Origin of the sequence: Haloferax sulfurifontis (genome assembly GCF_014635105.1) — an archaeon.
Classification (GTDB): Archaea; Halobacteriota; Halobacteria; order Halobacteriales; family Haloferacaceae; genus Haloferax; species Haloferax denitrificans.
Genome location: NZ_BMCI01000004.1, coordinates 371,388 through 387,092, shown reverse-complemented (window position 1 = coordinate 387,092; position 15,705 = coordinate 371,388). Strand labels below are relative to the sequence as shown.

Genomic DNA, 15,705 nt, shown 5'->3' with positions numbered 1-15,705 from the left:
CGTGTTCATGCGGCGCGCTCCACCTGCGGGCGTCGCCCGCGTGAACACCAACCCATGCACATCAAAGAGCTCGTCCTTGACGGTTTCAAGAGCTTCGGGCGGCCGACTCGCATCCCGTTCTACGAGGATTTCACGGTCGTTACGGGCCCGAACGGTTCCGGCAAATCGAACATCATCGACGGCGTCCTCTTCGCGCTCGGCCTCGCCCGCACCCGCGGGATTCGCGCCGAGAAGCTGACGGACCTCATCTACAACCCCGGTCACGCCGACGGGAGCGACGAGGCCGCGAAACAGCCCAAAGAGGCCAGCGTCACGGTCGTCCTCGACAACTCCGAGGGGACGCTCGACCGCTCGCAGGTCGTCAACGCCGCCGGGACCGACAAGGTCGGCGACGTCGAGGAGATAACCATCAAGCGCCGCGTCAAGGAGACGCCGGACAACTACTACTCGTACTACTACCTCAACGAGCGCTCGGTCAACCTCTCGGACATCAAGGACCTGCTCGCGCAGGCGGGCATCACCCCCGAGGGCTACAACGTCGTCATGCAGGGCGACGTGACCGAAATCATCAACATGACGCCCTACCAGCGACGGGGCATCATCGACGAAATCGCGGGCGTCGCCGAGTTCGACGAGAAGAAAGACGCCGCCTTCGAGGAGTTGGAGGCGGTCGAAGAGCGCGTCGACGAGGCGGACCTCCGCATCGAGGAAAAGGAGACGCGCCTCGACCAACTCGCCGACGAGCGCGAGACCGCGCTCACCTACAAGGGACTCCGCGAGGAGAAAGAGGAGTACGAGGGCTACCTGAAGGCCGCGGAACTCGAAGACAAGCGCGACGACCTCTCGCGGACCGAATCGCGCATCGAGTCCACCGAGGCCGACCTCGAAGACTTGCAGGCCGAACTCGACGAGCGACAGGGGAAAGTCACCCGCCTCGAAGAGGACCTCGAAGACCTCACCCGCGAAATCGAGCGCAAGGGCGAGGACGAACAGCTCCGCATCAAGTCGGAGATGGAGGAGATAAAAGGCGACATCTCCCGGCTGGAGAACGCCATCGAAGCGGCCGAGGAAAAGCGCGACGACGCCGAGGCCGAGCGCCGCAAGGCGTTCATCGACATCGACCGCAAGCAAGAACAGATAGACGACCTCGAAGACGACATCCGCGAGGTCAAAGTCGAGAAGGCGTCGGTCAAAAGCGACATCCAGTCCAAGCGGGTCGAACTCTCCGAGGTGCAGGCCGAAATCGACTCGGTCGACACCGAGTTCGACGAGCTGAAGTCCGAACTCGCGGCGAGAAAGGAGACGATCGACGAGCTCAAAGACGAGAAGAACGACCGCCAGCGCGCCAAGGACCGCCTGCTGGACGACGCGCGCCGCCGCTCGAACCAGATTTCGGAGACGCGGGACGAACTCGAACGCGCCCGCGAGCGCGTCCCCGAACTGAAGGCGACGATCTCCGACCTGCACAGCGAACTCGACACCGCCGAGAAGAACAAGGCGAAGATAGACGGCGTCATCGAGGACCTGCAGGTCGAGAAGGCCGACCTGAACGACGAACTCTCGGAGGTCACGGACGAACTCCAGACCAAGCAGTCCGAGTACGCCCGCCTCGAAGCCCGCGCCGGCAAAGACGGCGACAACTCGTGGCCCAGAGCGGTCACGACCATCCTCAACGCCGGAATCTCCGGCGTCCACGGCGCGGTCGGCCAACTCGGCTCGGTCGACGGCGAGTACGCCAAGGCCTGCGAGACGGCCGCCGGCGGTCGCCTCGCCAACGTCGTCGTCGACGACGACGGCGTGGGGTCGTCCTGTATCGACCACCTGAAGTCCCGCAACGCGGGTCGCGCGACGTTCCTGCCCATAACGAAGATGGACAACCGGGGCCTCCCGCGCAAGCCGAACCGCCCCGGCGTCGTGGACTTCGCGCGCAACCTCGTCGACTACGACAGCCAGTACGAGTCGATTTTCTCGTACGTCCTCGGTTCGACGCTCGTCGTCGAGGACATGGAGACCGCCCGCGACCTGATGGGCGACTACCGCATGGTCACCCTCGACGGCGACCTCGTGGAGCGCTCCGGCGCGATGACCGGCGGCTCCGGCGGCGGCTCTCGCTACTCGTTTTCGAAGTCCGGCGAGGGCAAACTCGAACGCCTCGCCAAGGAGATTACGACGCTCGAAGACCGCCGTCGCTCGCTCAACGAGGAGATTCGGGACATCGACGACGACCTCGACGACGCCCGCGGGCGGGCCTCCGACGCCGCCGACCGCGTCCGGACCATCGAGCGCGAAATCGAGGACGCAGAAGGCGATATCGAGGACGCCGAAGCAGAAATCGACCGGCTGAACGACCGCCTCGACGAACTCCAGTCCGAACGCGAGTCGGTGGACGAACAGATGTCCGACCTCGACGACGAAATCGCCGACCTCGACGACGAAATCGAGACGGTCGAGGCCGCCATCGAGGACATCGAGACCGAGCTCGCGGACTCGGAGATTCCAAAGCTCACCGCCCGCGCCGACGAGATTCGCGCGGATATCGACGACCTCGAAGACCGGATGTCCACGCTCGACGGCCGGCTCAACGAGGTTCAGCTCGAAAAGCAGTACGCGGAAGACGCGGTCGACGACCTCCACGACACGGTCGAGGCCGCCCAGAACCGCAAGGCTGAGGCCCGAAACTCCATCTCCGAGGCGGAGTCGAAAATCGAGGAGCGCGAGGGCGACCTCGAAGCCAAGCGCGAGGCGGTCGCCGAACTCGAAGAGGAACTGGTCGACCTCAAGGAGGACCGCACGGAGCTACAGGACGACCTCCGCGAGGCCCGGAGCGCCCGCGACGAGAAGAAAGACCGGGTGAACGCGGTCGAATCGAAGCTCGAAAGCATGCGCTCGGCCGCCGAGCGCCTCGAATGGGAAATCGACGAGCTCGAATCGCAGGTCGGCGACTACGACCCCGACGAGATTCCCGACCACGACACCGTCGAGTCGGAAATCGAGCGCCTCACCGAGGAGATGGAGGAGCTCGAACCGGTCAACATGCTCGCCATCGACGAGTACGACGACGTGAAAGCCGACCTCGAAGACCTCCGGGAGCGCCGCGACGTGCTGGTCGAAGAGCGCGACGCCATCGCCGACCGCATCGACCAGTACGAGTCCCAGAAGAAGGCGACGTTCATGGAGTCGTTCGACGCCATCGCGGAGAACTTCACCGATATCTTCGAGCGCCTGTCGAACGGGACGGGCCGCCTTCAGTTGGAGAACCCCGAAGACCCCTTCGAGGAGGGCCTGACGATGAAGGCCCAGCCGGGCGACAAGCCGATTCAGCGCCTCGACGCCATGTCCGGCGGCGAGAAGTCGCTGACGGCGCTCGCCTTCATTTTCGCCATCCAGCGGCACAACCCCGCGCCGTTCTACGCGCTCGACGAGGTGGACGCCTTCCTCGACGCCGCGAACGCCGAGCGCGTCGGCCAGATGGTCGACGACCTCGCGGGCGACGCGCAGTTCGTCGTCGTCTCGCACCGCTCCGCGCTCCTCGAACGCGCCGAGCGCGCCATCGGCGTGACGATGCAGGGCGACAACGTCAGCGCCGTCACGGGTATCCAGTTCGGCGGCGACGAGGCCGGAAGCGACGGAAGCGACGCGGACGGGTCGGGCGGCGGCGACGACTCCGAGGACGGCGCGGACGGTAGTGACGGCGGCGAGGCCGACGCGGACGTGGAAGCGGAGGTTCCGGCGGATGACTGACGACATCCCCGAGCTGAACCTCTCTCGCGGGCGCGGCAAGCGCGACGCGGGCGACGGCGGTGACGACGCGGTCTTCTCGTTCGCCGGCGACGACGCCGCGTCCGATTCCGAGGCGGACGCCGCCCCCGCCGAACCCGACGCGATGGACGAGGTGCTTCCCGAGGACGTCTCGGAGACCGACGACGACGAGGTGGAACCGGTCGAACTCCTCGTCCAACTCGCCAAGGAGGGGACTATCGACCCGTGGGACATCGACATCGTGGAGGTCACGGACGCCTTCCTGAATCGCCTCGACGCGATGGACCTCCGAACGACCGGCCGGGCGCTGTTCTACGCGAGCGTCCTCCTTCGGATGAAGTCCGACGAACTCCTCGCGCCGGACGAACCCGACGAGGAGGAACTCGAACCGTGGGAACTCGCCCTGCAGGGCGGCGACGAGGGCCACCCCGGCGACCCCGGCGACGGCGGCGGCGGCCCGCCCGGCTTCGACCCTATCGACGCGCTGGAAGACGAGATGGACCGGCGGCTCGAACGCAAGCAGGCCCGCGGGTCGCCGGAGACGCTGGACGAACTCGTCCGCGAACTCCGGGAGGTCGAACGCGGGTCGTGGTGGAAGCGCCGCCGCGAGTACGACACCTCCGAGTCGCCGCGCGGCTTCTCCCGCGGGACGCAGACGCTCGACTACCACACGCCCGGCGAGATGCGCGGCGCGGGCGAACCCACCGAAGACGACGTGACGGGGACCGCCCACAACGAGGACATCGAGGCGGTCGTCGAAGCCGTCGGCGACGTGCTCGCCGACCACTACGAGAAGGGCCGCGACGAGGTGCTGTTCGCGGAGATACGCGACGTGGCTGACACCGTGATGACGACCTACCTCGCGCTCCTGTTTCTGTCCCACCGGGGCACGGTCTATCTCAAGCAGGACGACCTGTTCGGCGACCTCTGGATTCGGAACCCCGAGGTGTTCGACGCCGACCCCGGCGCGGGGTCGGAAGTCGATTCGGACGCGGCAGACGCCGACAGAGCGGACCCGGAGGCGGTCGACCGCGGTTCCGACGCCGCCGCCGGCGACGGTGACGACGCCGACGACCCCGAACTCGAAGCCGAGGCCATCGCGGACGACTAGCTATTTTATCCGACCCGCCGTCAGTCTCGGTCGTGCCCCACCCGACCCTGCTCTCCAGCACGCTCCGACGGCTGACGGTCGCGGTCTCGGTCGTCACGTCGACGCTGTTCGCGGCGCTCGCGGCGGCTATCCTGTTCCCCCAGTCGGCCATCTGGACGTGGGCGCTCCTGTTTTTCTTTCCCATCTTCTGGTTGCACTACTACTTGCCCGGCTACGTCTCGTACAGTCCGACCTCGTTCGGTCGCGTCCGCGAGGTGGTCACGTCGCCGGGGGCGGTCCGCGAGTGCGTCGTCTGCGGCGAGGCCGACGACCGGGGCGTCGTCCGGGAGTTCAGCACGCAGTTCGTCGCCGCGGGCGTCCCGCTCGCGACGACTGACCGCGGGGAAAACGAGTACTGTACGCGCTGTCACGCGGTCGAGTTCTCGCCGACCGACGAGGCGGCGCGCGGCGAACGCGAGGTTTCGGAGCCGGAGAGTGATTCGGCAGAATCCGCGGAACTGAACGACTGAATCCCCGGCTCAGTCGACGTACTGGTCGATGAGCGGCGCGAGCGTTGCTTTCGTCTCGGCGGGGATGGCGTCGTCGGGCGTGTTGATGGTGCCTTCGAGCGCGGAGTGGCTGTCGGTCTCGTGGCCGTCGGGAATCTTGCGAATGGCGGCCTCGACGGTCTCCTTGATGGCCTCCTCGTTGGCGGCGGCGTTCTTCAGCACCTCGTCGAGCGTGACTTCGCTGTCTTCCTTCCAGACGTCGTAGTCGGTGACGCCGGTGATGGTCGCGTAGGCCATCTCGGCCTCGCGGGCGAGTTTGGCTTCGGGGATGGTCGTCATGCCGATGACGTCCCAGCCCTGCGCGCGGTAGTGCTCGCTTTCGGCCTTCGTGGAGTACGACGGCCCCTCGATGCAGACGTAGGTGCCGCCTTCTTGGACCTGTGCGTCGGTCGCCTCTTCGGCGGCCTCGGCGAGGATGGAGACGAGTTCCTCGTCGTACGGCATCGCGAAGGGCTGGTGGACGACGATGCCCTCGTCGAAGAACGTAAGCGGGCGGTGTTTCGTGCGGTCGTAAATCTGGTCGGGGACGACGAGCGTCTGGGGCGGCAGGTCCTCTTTGAGGCTCCCGACGGCGTTGCTGGCGAGGACGTGGGTGACGCCGAGTTTCTTGAGCGCGAAGATGTTCGCGCGGTAGGGAAGCGTCGTCGGCGAGTGCTGGTGGTCCGGGCCGTGTCGCGGGAGGAAGACGACCTCGCGGCCGGTGTCGCCGAACTCGCCGACGACGGGCGTCGTCGAGGGCTCGCCGAACGGCGTCTCGACGGGTTCCTCGCGGGTGTTCTCCAGCGGGAGCGCCTCGTAGATACCACTGCCACCGATGAATCCGATTTTCATACTCGAAGGTCGGGCAGAGCGCACAAAATCGTGGCGAATCCGGGGCTACACCACGACGCCGTGGTTCAACAGGTAGATGAGCACCGACAGCGCGGGCACGCTGAGAAGCGTCGTCGCGAAGACGGCCGCGGAGACGAACTCCGCGAGCGAGGTGGCCGAGCCGGTCCCCGAGGCGTCGCCGAACTCCGCGACGAGGATGAGCGGCGTGACCGCGGCGGGCATCGCGGATTCGAGGACGAACGTCCGCGCGACCGTCGGGTCGCCGAAGCCGGCGACGAGCGCGATACCGACCGCGACGGCGGGCGCGACGACTATCTTGAGCGCGGCGACGACGCCGACCTCCGAGAGCGTCGAGCCGAGGTCGGCCCCCGCGAGCTGGATGCCGAGGATGAGGAGCATCATCGGAATCGACGAGTCGCCGACGAGCCTGAGCGTCTCCATCGCGGGGACGCCCGTCGGCGGGACGACGCCGAGCCAGCGAGCCGCGAGGGCGGCGACGACCGCGTAGACGAGGGGAATGCGGGCGATGCGTTCGAGGCCGACGCGCCACCCCGGCGCGCCGCCGTCGCGGTCGGCCCCTCGCCCGGCGATGTACACGCCTAACGTGTAGATGAGGACGCTCTGGACGGCGAGGTAGACGACGGCCGTCGAGCGGCCGGTGTCGCCGAAGGCAAAGGAACTGACGGGGATGCCGTAGTTCCCCGAGTTCGGAAAGGCGGCGACGAGAACGAGCGCGCCGAGGAGGGGCTCGGAGACGCCCGCGAGCCGGGCGACGCCGCCCGCGACGAGGAGCATGGCGACGTGGTAGGCGACGACGCCGGCGGTGATGGTCGCCAGCGTCTCGCCGGCGAGTTCGGTCGTCGCGAGGCTGTAGAACACGAGCACCGGCGCGAGGACGTACACCGTCACCGTGTTGAGCGGTTCTGGGTCCACGTCGCGGACGCGCCCGAGGAGAAAGCCGACCGCGCCGATGGCGAGAATCGGCAAGAGCGCACTGACGAAGATAGAAAACAGCGACATGCGCGTGCCGACGAGCGGCACCCAAAGGAACGTTTCGCTTCGGGCGAGACCGGGCGGTGGGCGACTGTGAGAGGTCGGAGGGACGTCGAAGCAGACGGTCGAAGCGGTCGGATACGTGGCCCCGTTGGTATTCTCGTCTGGTGATAGTTTGTCGAGACTGTGCTGAATCCCCGGTGTGAGTCTTGTGTCCAGTGTCCGTGCGAACAGTCTGTTACCGGCGTGTACTGTCTCTCCGTCTTACTCTGGCCGAAACGAGTCGTCGGGGTCGAACCGGCTAAACGTCCGAGATAGCTGACCGTACGAAATCTCATCTATTTAGTATATATGCTCAGGAGTCGTCGTTACGGTGAGGTTTGTAATGTCTACAAAACGCGTAGCAGCCGAAGACGACGTCCGAGCCGCATCCGACCAGTTCTACGGGGCACTAGAAGCGATGGCGAACGGGAACGCCGACTCCATGGCGGACAGCTGGTCACACGAGGACGACGTGACGACCATGCATCCAATCGGTGGGCGGGAAACGGGATGGGAGGCCGTCTCCGGGTCCTTCGCCGGCGTCGCATCGGCGAGTTCGGATGGCACGGTCACCCGGTCGGACCAGGCCATCCGCGTCATCGGCGACGCCGCGTACGAACTCTGTACTGAGTCGGTGTCGTGGACGTTTGCGGGTGAACCGATGTCCCTGGAGGGTCGGACGACCAACGTCTACCGGAAGGAGAAAGGCGAGTGGAAGGTCGTCCATCACCACGCCGACCTCCACGCCGAGTTCGCCGAGAAAGTGGCGAACATGGGTGCCTGAGCGACCGACCGCCGGACGTCCGTACGATTCGACGGCCGCTTCGCCCGACATCCGGTCCTGTTTTCGCCCGTGAGCCGCGACGGCGTCTCTACGGGCGGTCGCAACCGCGCTGACTACATCCGCCGTCTGGGTCACACTCGCCCTGTCGACCTCAAGAGAATTCAACAGCGCCGAAGCAGTCGAACGAGGCCGGAGCGAGCGACCCCGCGTTCAGGCTCCGACGCCGTCGTTTTCGAGGAGTCGCCACGCGCCGTCGCCGGTGGACTCGACGTAGCCGCGGCGCTCCATCTCGGACATGACTTCCGGCATCCGGTCGGGTTGGGCGATTTCCATCTCGATGCGGTCCACGTCGTGGAACTCCGCGAGGTAGTGGCGGACGTCTTCGAGTTCGAACGTGTCGTCGTCGGCCTTCGCCATGACGCCCGAGGTGAGGTCTATCATGTCCTCGATGAAGTTCCACGGGTAGACGACCCACGCCCACGCTTCGAGGCGCTCGCCGACGTAGTCGGGTTCGAACTCGCTGGTCTGGAGGAGTTGGAGCGTCGCGGTCCGGACCTCGCCCGCGTTGCGCTCGTTGACGTACTCGTGTGCGCGCTTGATGGAGCCGCCGGTGTCGGCGATGTCGTCGATGATGAGCACGTCCTTGCCCTCGACGCTTCCTTCCGGCATCGGGTAGCGGACCTCCGGCTCGTTCGACTTCTGGGCCGTCCCGACGTAGTGTTCCATCTTCAGGCTCGTCAGGTCGTCCAGCCCGAGGAAGTCACAGATACACCGGCCCGCGAACCAGCCGCCGCGGGCCAACGCGACGATGACGTCGGGTTCGAACTCGGATGTCTTGACCTCGTCAGAGACGTCGCGGCAGAGGCCGTAGATGTACTCCCAGTTCGTGATAGTACAGTTAAACTCGTCGGGGAGGTCGCCCATATCTTCCGTTCACCGTGCGTACTGCCGCGCCTGACGCCCTTTAATCTGTACGACTCGCCCCGCCCGTGTGTCGGCGTGCCAAAACCGCTCGAACCGGCGTTATTCAACAACTAACCGGGAAATCCGTCGTTCAGGCGGACACTAACGTATGTTAACAAGGAGCATAGTTATATCGAGCGCAGGAGTATGCGGATTTGTAGGTGAAACAGGAATGCACACGTGTGGTAACTGTGGTGAGTTCGTCTCCCGCGACTTCGTCCGCGTCTTCGGCAACGACATGGACGAGGTCGTCGGGTGTCCCGGCTGTATGAACATGCGCGAAGTGATGCAGGGCGACGGCGCGGCTCAAACGAGCGGCCGCGTCCGGTGGACCCGCGCGTGAATCGGTCGCGGTCGACCAACTCGCGCCCGAACCGCGCCCGCTCGTATCGCCCTCCTCCCTTCTCACACGACCCGACCGCCGACCCGCTGGTTTGATACATCGCCGTGCAGTGCGCCTTTCCATGGATAGCCGACGCGCCCTCCTCGTCGACGCTTTCACGACCGAACCGCTGTCCGGCAACGCGGCCGGGGTCGTCCCCGACGCCGACGGCCTCGACGCGGAACAGATGCGCGCCGTCGCCGCCGAACTCGGCGCGAGCGAGACGGCGTTCGTCTGCTCGTCGGCCGCCGCCGACCGCCGCATCCGCTATTTCACGCCGCAACAGGAAGTCGACCTCTGCGGCCACGCGACTATCGCGGCTCACGCCCACCTCGCGGCCGAGCGCGAACTCGAACCGGGCACGCACACGCTGGAGACGAACGTCGGCACCCTCGACATCGAACTCGGCGACCTCGGCGAGGTGTGGATGACGCAGGACGCGCCGACGGTCCGGCCCTTGGAGGTCGACTACGACCGCCTCGCGGCGGCGCTCGGCGTCGACGACGCCGCCCTCCGCGACGTTGGCGCGGACCTCCCGGTCGCGGTCGCCTCCACCGGGCTTCCCTTCCTCGTCGTCCCGGTCAACTTCCTCGAACACCTCTCGGGTGCGGACCCGGACGACGCCGCCATCGCCGACCTCGCCGCCGAACACGACGCGGCGGGCGTCTACGCCTACACCTTCGACGCCATCGACGGCGACTCGACGCTCCACGCGCGGTGTTTCGCGCCCGGCATCGGCATCTCCGAGGACCCCGCGACCGGCACCGCCGCCGGCGCCTGCGGCGCGTACCTCCGGCAGGTCGGCGCGTTCGACTCCATGCCCGACGAACTCCGCATCGAACAGGGCCACTTCGTGGACCGCCCGGGAACCGTCCGCGTGCGGGTCGGCGCGGAGATTCGCGTCGGCGGCCGGGCGGTGCAGTCGCTCGACGGCGAAATCGTCGTTCCGGAGTTCGCAGACGACGACATCATCGAAGCCTGAGACCGCAGTTCGAAAACGAGACGAGACGCGAAGAGACGCGAAGGGAAGAGAGGCGTCGAGACGAGACGAGAGACGACGGCCCGCGACGCCGGAGCGGCCTCAGCCGATGTACCGGAGGTCGTCGTCGCTGGCGATGGTTCCCTGCTGTTGCTGTTGCATCTCCTGGATCTTCGCGGCGACCTCCTTCATCTCCTCCGCGCGCTCTTCGAGCGACTCGAAGTCGACGCTGAAGTCGAGGAGGTCCTGCAGGACTTCGATGACGACCTGCGCGCTCTGGGGGTCGACGAGGTAGCCGCTCGTCTCGCCCATCAGGCAGGTCGCGTCGAGCCCGCGGCGACCGCCGAGGCCGAGAAGCAACCCGGAGACGCCGACGACGCCGCCGGCGGGTTCGTCCTCGCGGAACTCGACGCCCGCGTCTTCGAGTTCGCCGAGGCGGGACTCGTCGGCGACGGCCCCGAGGACCGACGGCTCGTCGACGAGTTCGCCGGTCGGGACGCCGCCCAGCGCGAACAGGCGCTCGACGCCGAACTCCTCGGCGATGTCGAGGAAGGCGTCGGTGAGGTGGTAGTGTCCCTCGTTCGACTGGGCCTGGTGGTCGCCGGTGAGAAGGAGGAGGTCCGGCCCCTCGCCGGGCGTCTCGACGGCGTGAATCGCGACGTGAGTCAGCTCGGCGACGCCCTCGTCGATGGTCACCTGCGGCGGGAACACGTCGGCGTAGACGCGGCGGACCAGCGTGGCCTCCTCGAACTCCTCCAGCAGGTGCTCGACGGCGAGTTTGCCGACGTTCCCGACGCCCGGTAGCCCCTCGATGAGCACGGGGTCGGTGAGGTCGACCTCCTCGACAGCCTCGATTTCGATGTCGTCCATGCACGTAGTGGCGGACGCGCCGGTTAAGAGAGCGTCGGTAGCCGAAGCCGGCTACTCCGACTCCTCGGCGAGACGGCGCTTCCGCGCGCGGCGATACTCGCCGTAGGGGTCTTCGGGGTTGTACGGGGCGGGCGCGCTGTTCTCCGTGGGTGCGCCGCACTCCGGACAGGTCTCAGAAAGCGAGTACACCGGGCGGGCGTGGCGGTCGCGCCACGCGCTACACACCCGGATGTCCGATTTCATGCGATTACTCTTCGTCGCCGCTACGTTCGCGGTGGTACTCCGCGGTGCCGCCCGCGGCCTCGATGACCTCGCGGGCGCGAGCGACGCTCGATTCGAGCTCCGTCTCGGCGGTCTTGTAGTCGGGCGCTTTGACCTTGACGCGGTACTCGGGCGCGCCGACGTACGTGACAGACAGCTCGATTTCGTCGCCGATTTCGCCGTCGCCCTCGGCGGCCTTCAGGGCCTCTTTCACGTCGTCGACGCCGTCGCCCGCGGGCGAGCGCAGGTCGACGTAGCCAGTGACGTTGACGTAGGGCACCGACACGTTCTGACGCGCGGTGTCGACGATGGCTTCGAGTTCGTCGTCGTCGAGTTCGACGCCTTCGAGCGCCTCGATACCGTGAATCGCGGCCTGCTCGAAGCCGTCGTAGAGCGACTCGAACTCGGCGAGCAGGGCGTCGGCGATGGACTGGTAGCGGTCGTCGGCGATGTCCTCGCCGAACGCCAGCGCCATCCACTTGTCGGCCTTCTGCTCGTTTTTCCACTCCTGAATCTTCTCTTTGCGCTGGTGCTCGTTGACGTCCTTGATCGAGAGGTCTATCTGCTGGGAACTCTCGTTGACTTCAAGCACTTTAGCGACGACTGTCTGTCCCTCGCGGACGTGGTCGCGAACGTTCTTGATCCATCCGCTGGCGACCTCGCTGATGTGGCAGAGGCCGCGTTTGTCTTCGTACTCTTCGAGGTCGACGAAGACGCCGAAGTCCGCGATATCGTCTACCTTTCCGACGACGAGTTCGCCGGGGTCAGGCCATCCGCTGTACTTCATACGAGGTCCTCCGGGGAGTTACGCCTCAAGTTCGTCGCTGTCGCGACGCTCGACCGTCTCGACGACCTCGCCGTGGAACTCGGCGTTGCCGCCGGTCGGCGTGGCGAGGGTCGTCCCGCAGACGGCGCAGTTGACGACCGAGGAGGCCTTTCCGAAGACGACCTGTTCGTTCTCGCAGTCGCTACACGCGACCTTGTAGAAGTTTCCTGCCATGATTTACTCCTGGAACTCCAGGCGACCGGCGCGCCAGCCCTCGCGCATGTGGGCCTTGCCGCAGTCGGAGCAGATGTACTTCAGGTGGGTCTTCTTCGTCGGCTTGTCGCCACCGGGGACCTTGGAGAACTTACCGGCGTTACCGATAGTGGCCTTGCCGCGTCGCGTCTGACGGGCGTTCCACTTCATCCCGGTCGGGCGTCCCGTCCGGACTTTCTCCACTTCGTGTTCGTGGTGTCCCTTGCAGTTCGGGCAGTACGTGTTGAAACGGCGTGGCATCTGCATAGATATCGACCTTGTGGTGGGTTTTGGTGTGGCCCGTTAAAACCCGTTTGGTTCGACGCGGTCCCTGAACCCGCCGCGACCGGGCGTTCGCCATGTTACGTGTGGGCAGGCCACGGAGGGGGCGCGACCGCGACGCACCCGCCTCGCGGGGCACGCCCGAAGCCGAAGCGATTAAGCGGTGACTGTACCAATCCCGGCACATGAAGAAGCTCATCATCCACGGCGACCCCGGCGTCCGGCGCGACGGCGTCATCGAGCACGACGGCGAGGAGTACGTCCTGTTTTCCGTCGACCGACAGGGCGACTGGCACGGCCCCGACCGCGTCCAGCTGTGGTGTACCGTCGGCACGGAAGACGAGCGCGAGGCGTTCGAAAAGCGCGAGTTCGTCCCGCACTGGCTCGAAACCGAGGGCGTCGACGCCGAGGCCGTCGAGGTCGTCCGCGAGCGCGGCGCGGCCTAAGGTAGCCTCGCTTCTTCTACCTCGTAGACCGCGACCGACCCCGACCGGTGGACCGGCGTCAGCCACGCCACGTCCGTCTCTATCTCCCCGTAGCGAGCGCGCTCGCCCGGGCCGACCCACACGTACTGCACGTCGTACTGCTCGATGAGCCGCGCCCGCGTCGACTCGCTTCCGACGTACATCGCGTCCACGTCGCGCACGCGGTCGTAGTACGCCTCGGGGCCGCGGTAGCCGACTTCGTGCGCCCAGCCGGCGACCGTCGGCACGCCCGTCAGGCTCGATTCGGGGTTCCCGCGCCAGCCGTACATGACGGTCTCGCGCTCGTCTGTCACCGTCTCGGACCACGTCGTCCCCGGCGCGGTGAGCATCGTCGGGTTGCCCTCGACGGTCTCGTCGAGCCACGCGATGGCCGTCGACTCGTTTCCGTGCCGCCACTCCGCGAAGGCCGTCGCATCCAGCGTCTCCTCCTGTCGGGGCGAGTTCGCGTGGTCGACGACGGCCAGTCCCCCGTACACCGACGTGGAGGCGACGAGGAGGACAACGAAGCCGACGCCGGCGACCCGGACCGCCCCCCCGCGAACGCCGAGGTCGACCCTCGGGAGCGACACGTCGCCCGCGGCGACCGCGTCGCCGACGAAGCCGGCCAACACGGCCCCCATCGCGCTCCCCCAGAGCACCCACACCTGCATGTACGTCTTGAACACCGTGTTCATCCGACCGGGGCCGGCCTGCTCGTTGACGTAGACGAGTTCGACGAGCGTCACGAGGCCCGCGCCGGCGACGACGAGCACCGTCTCGAACCGCGGGTCGTCGGCGAACCGGAGGAGCACCCACCCGACGGCGACGAGGGGCGCGACGAGCGCGAGCGCGGCGAACGACTGGGCGGCCGCGACGACGGTCAGCGCCGCGACGCTCCCGATGAGGACGGCCCACTCGCGCCTGCCGAGTCCGTCTCGGGAGCCGAGGCGGCGGACGTAGTACCCCGCGAACGCCGCGAGGAACGCCCCGTGGACGAGCGCCAGCGCGCCGAACCCGCTTCGCTGGTCGGGCGACAGAAGCTCGACCGTCCGGGCGCTCCCGCCGCCCGCGACCGCGCCGAGGAGGAACGGACTGGCGAGGCCGGCGGCGGCGACGCCCGCGAGTCCGACCGCCGCGACCGCGCCGACGAGGCGGGCCACTTCACCGGCGACTGGGCTGTCGCCGACGACCGAGCGAACGCGCTCCCGACCGGGAAATAACGTCCACGGGCGTGCGGGCGCGAAGACCGTCCCGAGGAACAGCACGCCGAACACCGACGGGAAGCTCCACGTGTCGACGACGACTTGGAGCGCGCCGACGAGCGTCGTCGCGGCGACGAGGAGTCGGCGCTCGCCGACCGCCTCCTCCGGCGTCCGGAAGTACGCAAAGGCGAGGCCGGCCGCGAGGAGGAGGAACGGCGTGCCCATCATGTGGGCGTGGAGGTCGCCGTTGAGCCACGCGAAAAGCGGGAACTCGTTGATGGTGCCCGGAATCACGCGGCTCGCGTCCCAGTACGAGAAGCTCGACGTGCCCGCGAGCACCTGCGAGACGGTGTACTGCGAGCGCTCGGCGACGGCCTGCGCGACGGGGCGGCGGAGCCCCTCGGGGAGCGCGGCGAGGAGGAAGCGCCCCGCGGTGACGAGATTGCTGGCGAAGCCGACGAAGAACGCCGAAAGCAGGCCGGCGAGTCGGCCGTTCGCGCCCGCGGCGGTCGCGACGCCCCGTCCGAGTTCGAACGCCGCGGTGACGAGGAGGCCGAAGAAGCCGGCGAGCGCGAGGTTGTAGGCGAACGACGGGTCGGTGCCGGCGAGCCGCGCGAGGAGAATCGAAACGAGGTGGCCGCCGTAGTAGTAGCGGACCGGCTCGCCGGCGAACCACATGTCCTCCGGCGGGAGGACCGACGCGCGGGCGAGCGACTGGAGGAGGCCGAAGTCGAGGAACTTCTCGCCGCCGCCGGCGTGGACTGCCGGGTCGAGCGCCCGGAGCGCCACGGCGAACAGGAAGGCGACGAGGAACACCGCGGCCGCGTCGGCGACGGCGCGCCGGTCGATGTCGAGGCCCGGCGCGAGTCGGAGGTCGCCGCGGCGGAGCGCGCCGAGGTCGAGACCCGCGACTGCCGAGGCGACGAGGAGCGTCCCGACGCCGGCGACGAGGGCGGCGGAGCCGAACGAGAGGTGGCCGACGTAGTAGGCCGGGAGGGTCAACGCGACGAGCGAGACGGGGAGGGCGAATCCGGCACCGCGGCCCGGAAGTCGTCGGAACAGGCGGGTAGCGAGTGGAAGGCCGACCGCCCAGAGGGCCGCAAACAGCAGTAACCACCGGACAACGAGGGCGTACTCCATCTGTCCGATGACTGCGCCGCAGGTGCAATACGTTTTGTGATGGCCGGTGCGTCACAGAGCGGTTCGCTTTTTACCC

At 67.3% G+C, this 15,705-nt stretch carries 16 protein-coding genes; 7 read left to right on the top strand and 9 right to left on the bottom strand.

Annotation, left to right across the window (positions count from 1 at the left end):
* Positions 1 to 54: 54 nt before the first annotated feature.
* The 3 genes from smc to IEV64_RS13510 are packed head-to-tail and all read left to right on the top strand — an operon-like array spanning position 55 to position 5,379.
* Positions 55 to 3,741 carry a chromosome segregation protein SMC gene (gene smc / locus IEV64_RS13520; protein WP_188424089.1) on the top strand — a complete coding sequence of 1,229 codons (3,687 nt, stop codon included), beginning with the start codon at positions 55 to 57 and terminating at the stop codon, positions 3,739 to 3,741.
* Positions 3,734 to 4,870, top strand: a complete 1,137-nt coding sequence (locus tag IEV64_RS13515; protein WP_007275713.1) for a segregation and condensation protein A — start codon at positions 3,734 to 3,736, stop codon at positions 4,868 to 4,870. Before smc ends, IEV64_RS13515 begins: the two co-directional genes overlap by 8 nt.
* A gap of 32 nt (positions 4,871 to 4,902) precedes the next feature.
* A complete protein-coding gene (locus IEV64_RS13510; RefSeq protein ID WP_188424088.1) occupies positions 4,903 to 5,379 on the top strand; it encodes a DUF8108 domain-containing protein in 477 nt (158 codons plus the stop codon).
* A 9-nt stretch (positions 5,380 to 5,388) separates the two neighbouring features.
* Here the strand turns inward: IEV64_RS13510 and mtnP are convergent, their stop codons facing one another.
* On the bottom strand, positions 5,389 to 6,249 hold the full coding sequence (gene mtnP, locus IEV64_RS13505; RefSeq protein WP_188424087.1) for an S-methyl-5'-thioadenosine phosphorylase: 861 nt from the start codon (positions 6,247 to 6,249) through the stop codon (positions 5,389 to 5,391).
* A 45-nt stretch (positions 6,250 to 6,294) separates the two neighbouring features.
* The gene (locus IEV64_RS13500) at positions 6,295 to 7,269 is read right to left on the bottom strand and encodes an AEC family transporter (RefSeq protein WP_049920618.1); all 975 of its coding nucleotides are present in this window, start codon (positions 7,267 to 7,269) and stop codon (positions 6,295 to 6,297) included.
* Between the two features lie 358 nt (positions 7,270 to 7,627).
* On the opposite strand from IEV64_RS13500, the gene IEV64_RS13495 reads away from it, so the two are divergent.
* On the top strand, positions 7,628 to 8,068 hold the full coding sequence (locus IEV64_RS13495; protein WP_226908732.1) for a YybH family protein: 441 nt from the start codon (positions 7,628 to 7,630) through the stop codon (positions 8,066 to 8,068).
* Between the two features lie 210 nt (positions 8,069 to 8,278).
* Here the strand turns inward: IEV64_RS13495 and IEV64_RS13490 are convergent, their stop codons facing one another.
* Positions 8,279 to 8,992, bottom strand: a complete 714-nt coding sequence (locus tag IEV64_RS13490) for a phosphoribosyltransferase (RefSeq protein WP_004970128.1) — start codon at positions 8,990 to 8,992, stop codon at positions 8,279 to 8,281.
* A 211-nt stretch (positions 8,993 to 9,203) separates the two neighbouring features.
* Between IEV64_RS13490 and IEV64_RS13485 the strand changes: the two genes are divergently transcribed.
* Positions 9,204 to 9,374, top strand: a complete 171-nt coding sequence (locus tag IEV64_RS13485) for a DUF7563 family protein (protein ID WP_004970126.1) — start codon at positions 9,204 to 9,206, stop codon at positions 9,372 to 9,374.
* 121 nt (positions 9,375 to 9,495) lie between these two features.
* On the top strand, positions 9,496 to 10,395 hold the full coding sequence (locus IEV64_RS13480; protein ID WP_188424086.1) for a PhzF family phenazine biosynthesis protein: 900 nt from the start codon (positions 9,496 to 9,498) through the stop codon (positions 10,393 to 10,395).
* Between the two features lie 99 nt (positions 10,396 to 10,494).
* On the opposite strand, the gene IEV64_RS13475 is transcribed toward IEV64_RS13480, so the two are convergent.
* Genes IEV64_RS13475 through IEV64_RS13455 form a run of 5 tightly spaced genes read right to left on the bottom strand, consistent with a single transcriptional unit; the run spans position 10,495 to position 12,808 of the window.
* Entirely contained in the window at positions 10,495 to 11,262 is a 768-nt protein-coding gene (locus tag IEV64_RS13475; protein ID WP_188424085.1) for a proteasome assembly chaperone family protein, read from the bottom strand.
* A gap of 51 nt (positions 11,263 to 11,313) precedes the next feature.
* Complete coding sequence (locus IEV64_RS13470; protein ID WP_007275707.1) at positions 11,314 to 11,505, bottom strand: RNA-protein complex protein Nop10; 192 nt, start codon at positions 11,503 to 11,505, stop codon at positions 11,314 to 11,316.
* A 4-nt stretch (positions 11,506 to 11,509) separates the two neighbouring features.
* A complete protein-coding gene (locus tag IEV64_RS13465; RefSeq protein ID WP_004970118.1) occupies positions 11,510 to 12,310 on the bottom strand; it encodes a translation initiation factor IF-2 subunit alpha in 801 nt (266 codons plus the stop codon).
* Positions 12,311 to 12,328: 18 nt separating this feature from the next.
* Positions 12,329 to 12,523 carry a 30S ribosomal protein S27e gene (locus IEV64_RS13460; RefSeq protein WP_004044235.1) on the bottom strand — a complete coding sequence of 65 codons (195 nt, stop codon included), beginning with the start codon at positions 12,521 to 12,523 and terminating at the stop codon, positions 12,329 to 12,331.
* A 3-nt stretch (positions 12,524 to 12,526) separates the two neighbouring features.
* Positions 12,527 to 12,808, bottom strand: a complete 282-nt coding sequence (locus IEV64_RS13455; protein ID WP_004044234.1) for a 50S ribosomal protein L44e — start codon at positions 12,806 to 12,808, stop codon at positions 12,527 to 12,529.
* Positions 12,809 to 13,008: 200 nt separating this feature from the next.
* Here IEV64_RS13455 and IEV64_RS13450 point away from each other — a divergent pair, with 200 nt between their 5' ends.
* Complete coding sequence (locus IEV64_RS13450) at positions 13,009 to 13,269, top strand: HAH_0734 family protein (protein WP_004970114.1); 261 nt, start codon at positions 13,009 to 13,011, stop codon at positions 13,267 to 13,269.
* Here the strand turns inward: IEV64_RS13450 and IEV64_RS13445 are convergent.
* Positions 13,266 to 15,629 carry a DUF2298 domain-containing protein gene (locus tag IEV64_RS13445; RefSeq protein WP_188424084.1) on the bottom strand — a complete coding sequence of 788 codons (2,364 nt, stop codon included), beginning with the start codon at positions 15,627 to 15,629 and terminating at the stop codon, positions 13,266 to 13,268. The genes IEV64_RS13450 and IEV64_RS13445 overlap by 4 nt on opposite strands.
* Positions 15,630 to 15,705 lie beyond the last annotated feature (76 nt).